At 71.3% G+C, this 14,193-nt stretch carries 12 protein-coding genes and 1 pseudogene; 9 read left to right on the plus strand and 4 right to left on the minus strand.

Annotated elements, in window-relative coordinates; translation table 11 throughout:
- The first annotated feature begins 127 nt into the window (after nucleotides 1-127).
- Nucleotides 128-1,075: a methionyl-tRNA formyltransferase gene (locus AB0Q90_RS02060; protein ID WP_363164717.1), complete on the plus strand. Its 948-nt coding sequence runs from the start codon at nucleotides 128-130 to the stop codon at nucleotides 1,073-1,075.
- 193 nt (nucleotides 1,076-1,268) lie between these two features.
- Here the strand turns inward: AB0Q90_RS02060 and AB0Q90_RS02065 are convergent, their stop codons facing one another.
- Entirely contained in the window at nucleotides 1,269-1,691 is a 423-nt protein-coding gene (locus tag AB0Q90_RS02065; protein ID WP_363164718.1) for a subtilase-type protease inhibitor, read from the minus strand.
- 325 nt (nucleotides 1,692-2,016) lie between these two features.
- Here AB0Q90_RS02065 and AB0Q90_RS02070 point away from each other — a divergent pair, with 325 nt between their 5' ends.
- The 5 genes and pseudogenes from AB0Q90_RS02070 to AB0Q90_RS02090 all read left to right on the plus strand — a co-directional run bounded on the left by AB0Q90_RS02070 (nucleotide 2,017) and on the right by AB0Q90_RS02090 (nucleotide 7,182).
- Nucleotides 2,017-2,580: a hypothetical protein gene (locus AB0Q90_RS02070; protein ID WP_363164719.1), complete on the plus strand. Its 564-nt coding sequence runs from the start codon at nucleotides 2,017-2,019 to the stop codon at nucleotides 2,578-2,580.
- 155 nt (nucleotides 2,581-2,735) lie between these two features.
- A complete protein-coding gene (locus AB0Q90_RS02075; protein WP_363164720.1) occupies nucleotides 2,736-4,292 on the plus strand; it encodes a cytosine permease in 1,557 nt (518 codons plus the stop codon).
- Nucleotides 4,289-4,984 (plus strand): alpha/beta hydrolase, encoded by a 696-nt coding sequence (locus AB0Q90_RS02080; RefSeq protein ID WP_363164721.1) that lies wholly within the window; start codon nucleotides 4,289-4,291, stop codon nucleotides 4,982-4,984. Before AB0Q90_RS02075 ends, AB0Q90_RS02080 begins: the two co-directional genes overlap by 4 nt.
- A 73-nt stretch (nucleotides 4,985-5,057) precedes the next feature.
- Nucleotides 5,058-6,227 (plus strand): lactate 2-monooxygenase, encoded by a 1,170-nt coding sequence (locus AB0Q90_RS02085; protein ID WP_363164722.1) that lies wholly within the window; start codon nucleotides 5,058-5,060, stop codon nucleotides 6,225-6,227.
- A 149-nt stretch (nucleotides 6,228-6,376) separates the two neighbouring features.
- Nucleotides 6,377-7,182, plus strand: a pseudogene (locus AB0Q90_RS02090) (NAD(P)-dependent oxidoreductase).
- Here the strand turns inward: AB0Q90_RS02090 and AB0Q90_RS02095 are convergent.
- The 3 genes from AB0Q90_RS02095 to AB0Q90_RS02105 form a co-directional block, all read right to left on the minus strand.
- Nucleotides 7,179-8,750 (minus strand): RICIN domain-containing protein, encoded by a 1,572-nt coding sequence (locus AB0Q90_RS02095; protein WP_363164723.1) that lies wholly within the window; start codon nucleotides 8,748-8,750, stop codon nucleotides 7,179-7,181. The pseudogene AB0Q90_RS02090 and the gene AB0Q90_RS02095 sit on opposite strands and share 4 nt — an antisense overlap.
- Nucleotides 8,751-9,306: 556 nt before the next feature.
- On the minus strand, nucleotides 9,307-9,684 hold the full coding sequence (locus AB0Q90_RS02100) for a toxin Doc (RefSeq protein ID WP_363164724.1): 378 nt from the start codon (nucleotides 9,682-9,684) through the stop codon (nucleotides 9,307-9,309).
- A 3-nt stretch (nucleotides 9,685-9,687) separates the two neighbouring features.
- Complete coding sequence (locus AB0Q90_RS02105; RefSeq protein ID WP_186282340.1) at nucleotides 9,688-9,933, minus strand: hypothetical protein; 246 nt, start codon at nucleotides 9,931-9,933, stop codon at nucleotides 9,688-9,690.
- Nucleotides 9,934-10,122: 189 nt separating this feature from the next.
- On the opposite strand from AB0Q90_RS02105, the gene sigJ reads away from it, so the two are divergent.
- From sigJ to AB0Q90_RS02120, 3 genes are all read left to right on the plus strand, one after another.
- Nucleotides 10,123-11,061, plus strand: a complete 939-nt coding sequence (gene sigJ, locus AB0Q90_RS02110) for an RNA polymerase sigma factor SigJ (protein ID WP_363164725.1) — start codon at nucleotides 10,123-10,125, stop codon at nucleotides 11,059-11,061.
- Nucleotides 11,062-11,066: 5 nt separating this feature from the next.
- Nucleotides 11,067-12,524, plus strand: coding sequence for a cytochrome bc complex cytochrome b subunit (locus AB0Q90_RS02115; protein WP_363164741.1), 1,458 nt, complete (start codon nucleotides 11,067-11,069; stop codon nucleotides 12,522-12,524).
- 147 nt (nucleotides 12,525-12,671) lie between these two features.
- A complete protein-coding gene (locus AB0Q90_RS02120) occupies nucleotides 12,672-14,138 on the plus strand; it encodes a hypothetical protein (RefSeq protein ID WP_363164726.1) in 1,467 nt (488 codons plus the stop codon).
- Nucleotides 14,139-14,193 lie beyond the last annotated feature (55 nt).

Genomic DNA, 14,193 nt, shown 5'->3' on the forward strand with positions numbered 1-14,193 from the left:
TAGGCAAAACGGGCACGAGGGGGCGCGCCGCCTCCCAACACGCGCCCCAGTGAGCGCCGTTGCGCACTTAGGTAAGCCTTGCTTTACTGACTGGCGCTGGTCAGTCCCTGCGCTGAGGAGGAACCGCATGCGGGTCGTCATGTTCGGCTACCAGACCTGGGGGCACCGCACCCTTCAAGCCCTCCTGGATTCCGAGCACGACGTGGTGCTGGTGGTGACGCACCCCAAGAGCGAGCACGCCTACGAGAAGATCTGGAGCGACTCGGTCGCCGACCTCGCCGAGGCACACGGCGTCCCGGTGCTGATCCGCAACCGCCCCGACGACGAGGAGCTGTTCGAGCGCCTCAAGGAGGCCGACCCGGACATCATCGTCGCCAACAACTGGCGGACGTGGATCCCGCCGCGCATCTTCGGCCTCCCGCGCCACGGCACGCTCAACGTGCACGATTCGCTGCTGCCGAAGTACGCGGGCTTCTCCCCGCTGATCTGGGCGCTGATCAACGGCGAGACCGAAGTCGGTGTCACCGCGCACATGATGAACGACGAACTCGACGCCGGCGACATCGTGCGGCAGGAGGCGGTACCGGTCGGCCCGACGGACACGGCCACCGACCTCTTCCACAAGACCGTCGACCTCATCGCCCCCGTCACCATCGGCGCGCTCGGCCTCATCGCCTCCGGGCAGACGGAGTTCACCCGGCAGGACCGCTCGCAGGCGAGCTTCTTCCACAAGCGGGCCATCGAGGACAGCCGCATCGACTGGACCTGGCCGGCCGAGGACCTCGAACGCCTGGTCCGCGCCCAGTCCGAGCCGTACCCCAGCACTTTCACCTTCCACAAGGGCCGGCGGCTGGAGGTGCTGGCCGCGTTCGTCTCCGAGGGACGGTACGGCGGCACGCCCGGCCGCATCTTCTACCGCGAGGGCGACGGCGTGGTGATCGTCGCCGGAGCCGACGCCCGCACGGGCCGCAACCACGGCCTGGCCATCACGCGCGTCCGCACCGAGGACGGCCGGGAGCTGCCCGCGACCGAGTACTTCACCTCGATGGGCGGCTACCTGACCGGCCGACCCTGACACGTCGCGGCAGCGCCGCAGCCGATCGACGGCACAAACCGGCCGCGCATGACAGTGATCCGAGGTGCCGGCCGGGCGGCCCCACTCCGCCCGGCCGGCCCTCGGTGCGAGATCGCAGGTCCCGTGTCAGGGCTCGCACTCCCCAGCTACGGGCCGCTGCACGTCCTCACGGGAACCGTGCGATCCCGGCCCCTCAGAACGCGAAGACGCTCGCTCCGAGGGAGTTCCGCATGCACTCGTTGGAGAACGTCCGCTCGTAGGAGAGGCGTTGGCCCTGCCAGACGCCCTCGGCGGTGACGACCACGGGGTCGTACTCCCGGGTGCACAGCACGCCCTCGGTGGCCTCCAGGGCGTCGAAGTCCCCTCCGGTGCCGCGGAGTTCGGCGCAGGCCTCGACGGCCGCCGGGTGCGTGCCGGTCGGCGTCGGGGCGCAGGAGAGGGTGACGGCCCGCTCCGGGAGGGCGAGGGCCGCGCTCTCACCGTGCCCCACGGTGAGCACGAGCGCCGAGGGGGCGTAGAGCGAGGCGGGGGCGGCGGGGGCGGCCCCGGCAAGGGGTCCGCAGACGGCGGTGGCCGTCAGACCGAGAGTCGCTGCCCAGCGCGCGGTGTTCCGCATTGTGTGCATCCTTCCGCTCAGATCGGGGGTGTGCCGGAACCACGCCCGGTCGGGCCGGAACCAGCGAGCGCGAGTCTGCCGACTCCGTCGCCGGAACACACATCCGACCCACAGGTTTCAGTAACCTTGCGTGTTGAATCAGTGGCGCGAAGTAACGGAATTCGAACGTTCCAACCCCTCAACTGGGCGGATCTTGATCGCCCGGAGCAGCCAAGTGGCCGGTTTCCACGCGCTCTTTAATCGGCCTGAAACATTCCGATTCCGCCCTCGGCCGATTCCTCCCCACCCCCTTGTGTTCATGGTCGTGCCGAGTAATCGTCATTACATGATTACGAACGAGCAGCGAGAGAAACTGCGCGGCTGGTTCGCCGGCCGCCTGCCCGACGACCTCTTCGAGCAGCTGACCGAGGTGACGGTCGACCGCGAGGAGATCACCGTGATCGGCCGCATCCCCGGCCCGCGGCTCGCCGAGGACGTCTCGGACGCCGAGCGGGACGCGGCCGTGCAGGGGCGGATCCAGGAGTTCCGGGAGCGCACCCGGGAGACCCGGATCGCCGTCGCGCGCGAGGCCGAGCACCGGTTCCGCCGGAAGGTCTCCTGGGGGGTGGAGTGCGGCGCCGAGCGCGCCCTGTTCACCCATGTCGCCGCGCCCGTGATGACCCGGCTGCGCCAGCCCGAACGGCAGGTCCTCGACACCCTCATCGCCGGCGGCGTCGCCCGCAGCCGCAGCGATGCCCTCGCCTGGTGCGTGCGCCTGGTCCAGCGGCACACCGACGACTGGCTCACCGAACTGCGCGAGTCCCTGGAGAACGTCCAACGAGTGCGCTCCCAGGGCCCGGACCTGGAGGAGGTGGCCGATTCGCCCACCGACGAAGCGGAAGATGGATGAAACGTCCTCTGGCAGGGGTGTTGCCCGCGCCGTAGCGTCGGCTCACCCCTGAAGGACGGTTCCCCGCCCCGCCGCGCACCCCTGCGGCACCGCCGGCCGTTCGTCCCCACGGCGCCACCACGCGCTCCACCGCATCGCCCCCGCTGGAGCCCCCTTTGTCCCCCTCCCTCACCGAGGTCGAGACCCACGGCGTCGACCGCATCCCCGACGCCGACCGCACCGCCACCCCACTGGACCTGTTCCGGCTCGCCTTCGGCGGCGCCAACACCTTCTCCACCTACGTCCTCGGCGCCTTCCCCATCCTGTTCGGCCTCTCCTTCCGGCAGGGGCTCGCCGCCACCCTCCTCGGGGTCGTGGCGGGCGCCCTGATCCTGTGCCCGATGGCCGTGTTCGGACCGGTCAACGGCACCAACAACGCCGTCTCCTCCTCCGCCCACCTCGGCGTGCACGGCCGCGTGGTCGGCTCCTTCCTCTCCCTGCTGACGGCCGTCGCGTTCTTCTCCATCTCGGTGTGGAGCTCCGGCGACGCCCTGGTCGGCGGCGCACACCGGCTCTTCGGGCTCCAGCGCGGCAACCTGTCCTACTCGGTGGCGTACGCGTTGTTCGCGGTGCTGGTCCTCGCGGTGTGCGTGTACGGCTTCCGCTTCATGCTGTTCGTCAACAAGGTCGCCGTGATCTCGGCGAGCGTGCTGTTCGTGCTGGGCGCGGTGGCCTTCGCCGGCGACTTCGACCCGTCGTACGCGGGGGTGTTCACGGACTCCGCGGACGCGGCGACACAGTCCCTGTTCTGGCCGTCCTTCATCGGCGCGGCGCTGATCGTGCTGTCCAACCCGGTGTCGTTCGGCGCGTTCCTCGGCGACTGGTCGCGCTACATCCCGGCGAGCACGCCGCGCCGCAAGGTGGTCGGGGCCGCGTTCCTGTCGCAGATCGCGACGCTGCTGCCGTTCGTCTTCGGCCTGGCCACCGCGAGCATCATCGCGAACAAGGCGCCGGAGTACGTCGATCCGGCCGCCCCTGACTTCGTGGGCGGGCTGCTGGCGATCTCGCCGGGCTGGTTCTTCCTGCCGGTGTGCCTGATCGCGCTGATCGGCGGCATGTCGACGGGGACCACCGCGCTGTACGGCACCGGGCTCGACTTCTCCTCGGTCTTCCCGCGGCTGTCCCGGGTACAGGCGACGGTGCTCGTCGGCACGTTGTCGATCGCGTTCATCTTCGTCGGGCGGTTCGGCCTGGACCTGGTGCAGTCGATCTCCACCTTCGCCACGATGATCATCACCTGCACCACGCCCTGGATGGTCGTGATGATGCTGGGCTTCTGGACCCGTCGCGGCTGGTACGACCCGGAGGCGCTCCAGGTCTTCAACCGCCGTCAGCGCGGTGGCCGTTACTGGTTCGCGCACGGCTGGAACTGGCGGGGCATGACCGCCTGGTGGGTGTCCGCGCTGCTCGGCGTCCTCTTCACCAACATCCCGGGCCAGTTCGTCGGTCCGTTCGGCGACCTGGCCAGCGGCGTCGACATCAGCCTGCCGCTGTCCATGGCCACGGCCGCCGTGCTGTTCCTGGCACTGCTGCGGCTGTTCCCCGAACCGCGGGCGGTCCACGGCCCCGAGGGCGCCCGACTGGCCCGCACGATCGACGTGCCGGTGGCGCCGATCACCGGCCCGGGCGCCGGGGCGCCGTTGTCAGACCCCTCGGCTAGTTTGCGGGCATGACTCATTTCGTACTGGTGGCAGGGTCCTGGCTCGGCGCGTGGGCGTGGGACGAGGTGGCGGCGGAGCTGCACGCCGCCGGACACGACGCGCATCCGCTGACGCTGTCGGGGCTCGCCGAGAGGAAGGGCACACCCGCCGGACAGCAGACGCACGTCCAGGACGTCGTCGACGAGGTCGAGCGGCTCGGTCTGCGGGAGGTCGTCCTCGTCGGGCACAGCTACGCCGGTGTCCCGGTCGGCCAGGCCTCCGTGCGGCTCGGTGACCGGGTCGGCCGGGTGGTCCTCGTCGACGCCAACGTGGCGGTCGACGGGCAGTCCTTCCTGTCGGGCTGGCCGAGCGACCCGGTGCGGGAGGCCATCGCCGCGCACGACGGCTTCTGGCCGTGCCCGGACCCGGCCGAGTTCGCCGGCCAGGGGCTGACGGACGACCAGGTGGCCCGGCTGGTGAAGGGCGCCACCCCGCACCCCGGCGCCACCCTCACCGAACCGGCGGTCATGGCCCGCCCGCTCGATGAACTGCCCGGCACCTACATCAAGTGCCTCCTGGACGGCGACGAGCCATGGGGCGCCGCGGCCGAACTCCTCAAGAGCGAGCGCTGGGAGCTGGTGAACATGGACACCGGCCACTGGCCGATGTTCTCGCAGCCGCGCGAACTGGCCCGGATCCTGCACGAGTCCGTGACCCGGGCCTGATCCACATCCCCTCCCTACTGGTCGGTATGGTCTGTCTGCAGCGCGTTCTCAGCGACGAGAGGCGGACGTACCGATGGCGAAGCACTGGGCGGACTTCCAGTACGAGATCTATCTCAACGGCATGACGGGAGCCGTCCCCCGGCTGCCCACCGATCTGACCCGGCTGGAGGCGCTCACCGAGCAGCGGCTCGGCCCCGGCCCGGTCGGGTACGTGACGGGCAGCGCGGGGGACGGCAGCACCGCCCTCGCCAACCGGGACGCCCTGAAGCGGCGCCGGATCGTGCCGCGCATGCTGCGGGACGTGCACGAACGGGACCTGTCCGTCGAGGTGTTGGGCCGGGCGCTGCCCGCGCCGCTGGCGCTGGCGCCGGTCGGGGTGCTGTCGATCATGCATCCGGACGCCGAGTCGGCCGCCGCCCGGGCCGCCGCCGCGCAGGGCGTGCCGTTCGTCCTGTCCTCCGCGTCCAGCACCTCCATGGAGCAGGTCGCGGGGGCCATGGGGGACGCCGAGCGCTGGTTCCAGCTGTACTGGCCCAAGGACTTGGAGGTGGCCCGCAGCTTCCTGAACCGGGCGAAGGCGGCCGGGTTCACCGCGCTCGTCGTCACCCTGGACACCCCGCTGCTGGCCTGGCGCCCGCGCGACCTGGACCAGGCCTATCTGCCGTTCCTGCACGGGGTGGGCACCGCCAACTACTTCTCCGACCCGGCCTTCCGGGCCGGTCTGGCCAAGCCGGTGCACGAGGACCCCAACGCCGCGGTGATGCACTTCGTGGGCATGTTCGCCGACCCCGCCAAGACCTGGCCGGACCTGGGGTTCCTGCGCGAGAACTGGGACGGGCCGATCGTGCTGAAGGGCATTCTGCACCCGGACGACGCGCGGGCGGCGGCCGACGCCGGGATGGACGGGGTCGTCGTCTCCAACCACGGCGGCCGGCAGGTGGCCGGTTCGGTCGCGGCGGCCGACGCGCTGCCCCGCGTCGTGGAGGCGGTCGGCGACCGGCTGACGGTGCTGTTCGACAGCGGCGTGCGCACGGGCGACGACATCTTCAAGGCGCTCGCGCTCGGCGCCCGGGCCGTGCTCGTCGGGCGGCCCTACGTGTACGGGCTGGGGCTCGACGGGCAGGCGGGCGTCGAGCATGTGATCCGCTGTCTGCTCGCCGAGCTGGACCTCACTCTCGCCCTGACCGGGCACGCCCGTCCCGCCACCGTCGGTCCCGCCGACCTCGTCGAGGACACCGTATGACCGCCGTGAAGAACGTCCTCGCCGTCATCGCACCCCATGTGGGCGGCCGCGGCATCGGATCCGGACTCGCCGCGCTCTTCCCCGACAAGGCGCACGTCACCGTCGTCGAGACGGCGGACGAGGACCCGGCCGCGCTGCGCACCGCGCATGTGATCATCACCGCACTGGCCCCGGTGACCGGCGAACACCTCGCCGCCGCACCGGAGTTGGAACTGGTGCAGTGCGCGAGCCACGGCTTCGACTACGTCGATCTGGGCGCCGCCCGGGCCCGCGGTGTGCCGGTGTGCACCATCGGCTCCAGCGGTGCCGAGGCACAGAACGTGGCCGAGCAGACCTTCGCCCTCATGCTGGCGCTCGCCAAGCAGCTGATCCCCGCCCACACCGCGCTGGTGGAGGCGGACTGGGCGCTCCCCCGGCTCCGGGGCTCGCTCACCGAGCTGTCCGGCAAGACGCTCGGCATCGTGGGCCTGGGCCGCATCGGACAGCAGGTCGCCCGCCGGGCCGCCGCGTTCGACATGACCGTCGTCCATGCGGGCCGGCGGCCGCAGGAGTTCGGTGGCGCCCGGCAGGTCCCCCTGGACGAACTGCTGCGCACCGCCGACTACGTCTCCCTGCACGCGCCCCTCACCGACGAGACCCGGCACCTGCTGGACGCCGGCCGGCTCGCGCTGCTCAAACCGACGGCATTCGTGGTCAACACCGCGCGGGGCGCCCTGATCGACCAGGACGCCCTCGCGGACGCGCTGGAGAAGGGCGCCCTGGCCGGGCGGGCCTCGACGTCTTCGACCCCGAACCGCCCACCCCGGCCCTGCGCCTGCTCCGGGCCCCGAACGTCGTGCTGTCCCCGCACGCCGGCGGTGTCACCCGCGAGACCCTCGTCCGTATCGCGCTGGCCGCCGTGGAGAACGTGACGGGCTATCTGTCGGGCCGGCCGCCGCGGGACGTGGTCGCCTAGAGCCGGCCGTCGGCGACCCGGGCCGCGCCGCCCGTGGCCGTCGGCGAGCCCGGGCCCGCCGAGCTCCCCGGTTCGGCCAGCCAGCGCTGTGCGTCGGAGTCGTCGCGGACCTTGACTACGATGTCAGCGCCCGGCTCGCCGTTGGTCGACGTCAGCGCGAGCTGCTCGTCCCAGCGGGGCAGCAACTCGCCCTGCACGGTGAGGTCGTAGCGGACGTCGTCGGCGCGCTCGTCGTCCTCGTCGGCGCACCGGCCGAGGACGACGACGCCGGCGTCCACATGCGAGTCCAGGCACAACTCCGGTTCCGCCGCACTGCGCAGCAACCCGTCCTTCTCGTACGACCACTGCTGCGCGGCCGCCGCCGAGCAGGCCGCGAGCTCGGTCCCGGCGCCCCGGCGCGGCTCGCCCCGGACGGCCAGGCACAGGTCGGCGCCGGCGTTGCGCAGTCCGGTCCGCCGGGGCGGGACGGGGAGTTGGGCGGTGCCGGGCGGTGCGGTGGAGACCGTGGGCGGGTGCTGGACGGCGGTGCCGGAGGCGGCCGGGGCGGTGCCGTCGTCGTCCGACCACACGCCGGCGGCCAGCAACGTGGCGAGCAGCCCGGCGGAGGTCAGGCCCACGCCGGTGAGCAGGGCCCGGGGCCCGCCCGGCACCCTGCCGAGGTGCGGCGGCAGGAGCCGTCGGCGGCCGCGGCCGTGCCGGGCGGAGCCGCGGGTTCGGGTGCGGGTGCCCTGCTGGGTGCGGCCCGGACGGGACTCGTAGTAGCGGCGGGCGCCCCAGCCGAGCACGGACTCGGCGAGCAGACTTCCCAACCCGCCCTCGAAATGGCTCAGTTGTTCGGCGGCGGCGCGGCAGTAGCGGCACTGGGCCAGATGCTGTTCGACGTCCGGCAGGAGTGCTCCGCCCCGCCGAATGGGGACGTCGAGAAGGCGGTTGTAGAACCGGCAATCCTTGGTCGGCGCGAGTTCCCGATGGGCATGTACACACCCCTCGCGGAATTTTTCACGCGCCTGTTCGAGTGCGGCCGACGCGGTGTCGGTGTCCATGCCCAGCAGCCCGGCGGGGACGGAAATCGGCTCCGCCTCGACCTCGGTGTGCCACAGCAGGCACCGGGAGAGTCCGGGAAGGGCATGGAATGAACGCCCGGCCAGCTTGCGGTTTTCCGCCGTCATGGACTTCGCGGCCCGCATACCGCGACCCCCTGCCGGTTTCCCGAGATCCGGCAGAACCGCGGATATTCGTTCCTCGGCCGCCCAGTCCCGGACGGTGTCCCGTACGGCCATCAGGAGGCGGGGGCGCAGCGCGACGGCCGGTTCGCCGAGGGTCAGCCGGCTGAGGACCTGGTGGAAGGCGGCGGCGGTGACCATGGTGGCGATGTCCGCCCGGGAGGCGAGGCAGATCGCCGCGTACTCCTGGGCGGGCTGCCAGTGCCGCGCCATCAGCAGGGCGACGGACTGGGCGGCCTCGCCGTCCGGCCGGCCGCGCAGCAGGACGGCGAGGCCTTCGTCGGAATCCCCGGGAAGCCCGCCGGGCGGCGGGTAAGGAGGGCGAGGGGGGTGGGGGGTGGGCACTGAGCGGATTCCTTCCCACGCAAAGGTGACACACAGAAGTCCCGGCCGCCGAAAAGGAGTTCTGCCTGGTGCGTACCTTTTGGGCGCCGGACGCGGGGAGCGTGAATTCGCCAACCCCCATTCGGCCCGGTTCCCCCACGGACGAATGCGACCCGGCTTTTACCCCCCGCACGGGCACTTCACCCTCGCACAAAACACTCTTGCCCAACAAGGCACTTGAGCAACATCAGCACCTTTGAAAGAAAGTCAGATTCGACGGCAACTCGGCCCACTCGCACTGGCTTTCGTCATTCCCTGCGCCCCGTGTGAATCGCGCACCCACGCCGGAGCGGCGCGCACGCTCCCGGCGCACACCGCCGCGTAGTCCACTGGAAGCGGCCCCTCGGAAGGCCCCGCGCAGGACGGCGGCTCTCCTGCGCGAACGGGCCGCCGACCCCGATCCTCCCGCCCTCGGTCGGCGGCCCCGAGGGAGGCGGCCGGGGCGACGGCCCTCAAATCTGCCGGGAACTGCCTGCCGGCACCCCTCACATCTGCCGGGACCCGACTCCCGGCCCGCTCATATCTGCCAGGAACGCAGCCGGTCCGCCGCGCCGAAGACGTCGGTCTTGCCGTCGATCAGATCGCGGGCGAGGTCGACGAGGGCGCCGTAGGGCGGGTCGATGCCGACGCCGCTGACGAACATGTAGGACACGGCCGTGGCGCAGGCGAAGCGCGCGTTGGCCGAGGGCAGCGGCTTGAGCAGGGCGAGGGTGTGCAGCAGCGCGGCGGCCCGCCAGGCGGGGTCGGAGTCCACGCCGAGGCGCGGCGGGTCCACGCGGTGCCGGGCGACGGCCGCGACCAGCGCGGAGAAGTCGTTGATCGTGGGCTGGTCCGGCAGGACCTCTTCGTGTCGCTGGAGCAGCCAGGGCACGTCGATATGGATGACGGGTGCCATCGGTCAGGCAGCCCGCCCCTCGCCCTTGGCGGGTGGTTCGTCGTCGGGGAAGGCGGCCGCGAATTCGTCGGCGTGGGAGGCGAAGAACCGGCGGAAGGCGTCGGCGCCCTCCTGGAGCGCCCGGTGCCGGGCGATGTCGGCCGCCGCCGCCTCGCGGACGAGGGCCTTCATGGACGTACCGCGTTCCTTGGCGATCTGCCGCAGGTCCTCTAGCTCGCGGTCGCTGAACTCCACGTTGAGAGCTGGCATGCCCTCACGGTACCGCGCGGGTACTTGACCGTAAATATCACCAGGTCAAACGGGGCACGAGACGGTACCGAGACCGGGACCCCGGGCAACCCGGCCATGAGACGTGGGTCACATTCCACTCCTCCGATGTCACACACGGACCCCCGAAGGCCGTCGCAGGTGTGAGCGCACCGCTGCGGAGGCCCCTGTATGTCCGAAATACCCCTTCCCGAATCCGACGGCCTGCTCGACGAGGCGACCGATCACTTCGTCGGCCATCGCGAGCTGCTGTTCGGCGTCGTCTACAACGTGCTCGGCAGCGTCGCCGACACCGAGGACGTCCTGCAGGAGACCTGGTTGTCGTGGACCGCCCGGGCCGGCGGCGCCCCCGACCACGGGATCGCCAACCCGCGGGCGTACCTCGTACGGATCGCGGTCAACCACGCCCTGCACCGGCGCGCCGCGATCACCCGCCGCCGGGAGACCTACGTGGGCCCGTGGCTGCCCGAGCCACTGGTCGCCGCCGGCGACGAGGACGGCGCCGACGACCCGGCCCTGCGCGCCGAGTCCGTGTCGCTGGCGATGCTGGTGGTCCTGGAGTCGCTGACCCCTCTGGAGCGGGCGGTGTTCGTCCTCAACGAGGTGTTCGGCTACCCGCACACCGAGATCGCTGACATCATCGACCGCACCCCGGCCGCCGTACGGCAGTTGGCGCGGCGCGCGCGGTCCCATGTGCACGCGCGCCGGCCCCGGTACCGGGCACATCCGCGGGTGCGACGGGCGGCGACGGAGCGGTTCGTGCAGGCGGCGCTCGGCGGCGACATCGCGGAACTGATGGAGATCCTCGCGCCGGACGTCACGGTGTGGACGGACGGCGGCGGCAACCGCAAGCCGGCCGGGCTGCGTCCGGTGCACGGCCGGGACAAGGCCGTCCGGCTGCTCACCGGGTACGCGGGCCGCCGCGGCCCGCAGGACCTCCAGCTGGGCTACCGCCGGGTCAACGGCGACGACGCGGCGGTGCTGTTCGAGGGCGACTCGCCGTACGCGGTGATGGTCATGGACCTCACGCCGGACGGCGACCGCGTCCAGGACGTCTACATCGTCACCAATCCCGACAAGCTCACGCACGTCCCCAAGGAGGAGCAGTGACCACCGTGGCACCGCCCGGAAAGGGCGAACGCCTCGCCGACTGGTTCGACGGCCGTCTGGGCACGCACACCCTCGGCCGGAAGTATCTGCGCAAGGTCTTCCCCGACCACTGGTCCTTCCTGCTCGGCGAGATCTGCCTGTACAGCTTCGTGGTCCTGATCCTCTCCGGCGTGTACCTCACGCTCTTCTTCCACCCGTCGATGAACGAGGTGACCTACCAGGGCAGTTACCTGCCGCTCAACGGCGTGCGCATGTCCGAGGCGTACGCCTCCACCCTGGACATCAGCTTCGACGTGCGCGGCGGACTGCTGATCCGGCAGCTGCACCACTGGGCGGCGCTGATCTTCATCGCCGGGATGTTCACGCACATGATGCGGCACTTCTTCACCGGGTCGTTCCGCAAACCCCGGGAGATCAACTGGCTGTTCGGCTGGTCGCTGCTCTTCCTCGGCCTGTTCGAGGGCCTGTTCGGCTACTCGCTCCCGGACGACCTGCTGTCCGGCACGGGCCTGAAGTTCGTCAACGGCGCCCTGCTGTCGGTACCGATCGTCGGCACGTACCTGTCGATGTTCGTGTTCGGCGGCGAGTTCCCGGGCGACGACATCGTGGCCCGCTTCTACTCGCTGCACGTGCTGCTGATCCCGGGCATCATGGCGGCGCTGGTAGTGGCCCACGTCCTGCTGGTCGTCTACCACAAGCACACCCAGTTCGCCGGGCCCGGCCGCACCGAACGCAACGTCGTCGGCGCCCCGTTCATGCCGGTCTACCTCGCGAAGGCGGGCGGCTTCTTCTTCCTGGTCTTCGGCACCCTCACCGTCATCGCCGCGGTCGCGACGATCAACCCGGTGTGGGTGTACGGCCCCTTCCGCGCCGACCAGGTCTCCACGGGCGCCCAGCCCGACTGGTACCTGGGCTTCGCCGAGGGCCTGGTCCGCGTCATGCCGGGCTGGGAGATCAACCTGTGGGGCCACACCCTCGTCCTCGGCGTCCTCATCCCGATCCTCGTCTTCCCCCTCCTGCTGATCCTCATCGGCGTCTACCCGTTCCTGGAGGCCTGGCTGACGGGCGACAAACACGAACACCACCTCCTGGACCGCCCGCGCAACCGCCCGTTCCGCACGGCCCTCGGCGCGTCCTGGATCAGCCTCTACCTCCTGCTCCTGGCGGGCGGCGGCAACGACATCGTCGCGACCCGGCTGCACCTGTCGATCAACGTGGTCACCTGGACGATCCGGATCGGGGTGTTCGTCGTCCCGGCGGCCGTCTTCGTCATCACCCGCCGCATCTGCCTGGGTCTCCAACTCCGCGACAAGGAGCGCGTGTTGCACGGCCGCGAGACGGGCGTGATCAAGCGGCTGCCGCACGGCGAGTACGTGGAGGTGCACGAGCCCCTCGATCAGGCGCAGTTGCACACGCTGACCGCGCATGAACGGCCCGGGGAGCTCGTACGGCGCGACCCCTAGCACTCCCACGCCCTGTCCGGCGCCCGCTGTGCCGATCCTCTTCCCCGGAGGACCGTGGCCCCTAATCTTGTGTCACAGGCGTACACAGCGAGTCGTTCGGACAGGGCAAGGGAGCGCCCGGGTGGGGCGCCGGAGGGGGGAGCCTCCTTGTGCGAGGAGATCGAGGACCGGATACGGCGTACCGCCGTGGACGTCCTGGTGGGCAGCGACAGCCTGCGCACGCCCGAGGACCAGGAGCAGTTCCTGGTCCTCGTGGTCGACCGGCTCGGGCGCACGGGCCGGCTGCCCCGCCACAGCATCCCGCGCAACCAGTACATCGCCCTGCTGCTGCTCTGCATGAAGAGCCCGCTCGACGGCCGCGGACCGGACGGCCTGTCCTGCCTCGCCGCCGTCCTCGACCTGCTCGACCCGGGCTCCGCCGAGTCGCTGAAGATGTTCCGGCTCTGTGACGAGTGGAAGGCCGCGCGGACCCTGCCGGCCGAGTTCACCGCGTCCTGGGGCCTGTTGGCGGAGTCCCTGCTGTCACTGCGGCTCACCGACGACGAGCGCCGGCGGCTGGTGGGCCGGGCGACCCTGTCCCGATTACGCACCCTCCCCGAACACTCCACCACCGCCTGGTCGGACTTCCTCTACCTGGTGGGCCAGAACACGGCGCCGGGACAGGTGCCGCCGTGGATGGCGTATCTGGACGAGGCGTCCGCGTGGATGGACGCGGCGCACCGCCAGGAGGTCCGCGCGATCAACCGGCATCGCGCCCTGCGCTGGGAGTTCGGGGACACCCTCGACCGAAGACGGTATGTGCGGCCGGCGGAGCGGCAGCCCGTCACGCACGACGAGCACCTCGCCATCCGGATCATGCCCGCGCCCTTGGACGAGGGGCACTACACCGTGTCCCACTGGTTCCACTCCGACGCCCGCGGACGGGACTTCGAGGGGCGCCATGACAGCCCGGTGATTCCGTTCGCCGATCTCCAGCGCACGGTCAGCGAGGTGATCTCCGAGGTGGAGCGGGCCGAGGGCGACCGTCCGGGGCAGCTGCGGCTGGAGTTCGTGCTCCCGCTGGAACTCATCAACCTGCCTGTGGAGTCATGGCCGTTGGACGCCTCCGAGGATCCGCACCTGCTCCTCGGCATGACCTATCCGGCGGTGGTGATCCGGAGCCTGGACCGGCTGCTGGACCAGCGCTGGCACGGCTGGTGGCGGCTGCGCTGGCAGAAGCTGCGCCAGGAGCCGACGACCAGCTCCGTCTACATGAGCATCCCGAACACCAGCGCCCAGCATCCGGACCGGGTCGCGGCCGGGCTGCTGGACGAGGGGCATGTGGCGGCGGTGCTCAGCGAACCGCCCGAGGCGGACCGGGCGCACGGCAGCCTGGAGTTCAGGACGGCGCTGCGCACCGGGTATCCGGTCGTGGTGTGGCACCGGACGAGCGAGTCCACGACGGAGTTCCGGCAGGTGCTCAGCGACCTGTTCGCCGGCGGCTTCGCCGATCTGCTGCCACGGATCACCCGGTTCCGCCGGCAGGCCGCGGTACTCGGCTCCGGCACTCCCGAGCACCACATCGGCCGGCACCTCGCGGTGCTGTGGGACGACCCCGACCGCAAACCGCTGTGACCCGGTCCCGACCCCCGTTCCGGTCCCCGCGGCCGGCCCTCGCAAGGAGGATGCG

Origin of the sequence: Streptomyces sp. NPDC079141 (assembly GCF_040686775.1) — a bacterium.
GTDB lineage: Bacteria > Actinomycetota > Actinomycetes > Streptomycetales > Streptomycetaceae > Streptomyces.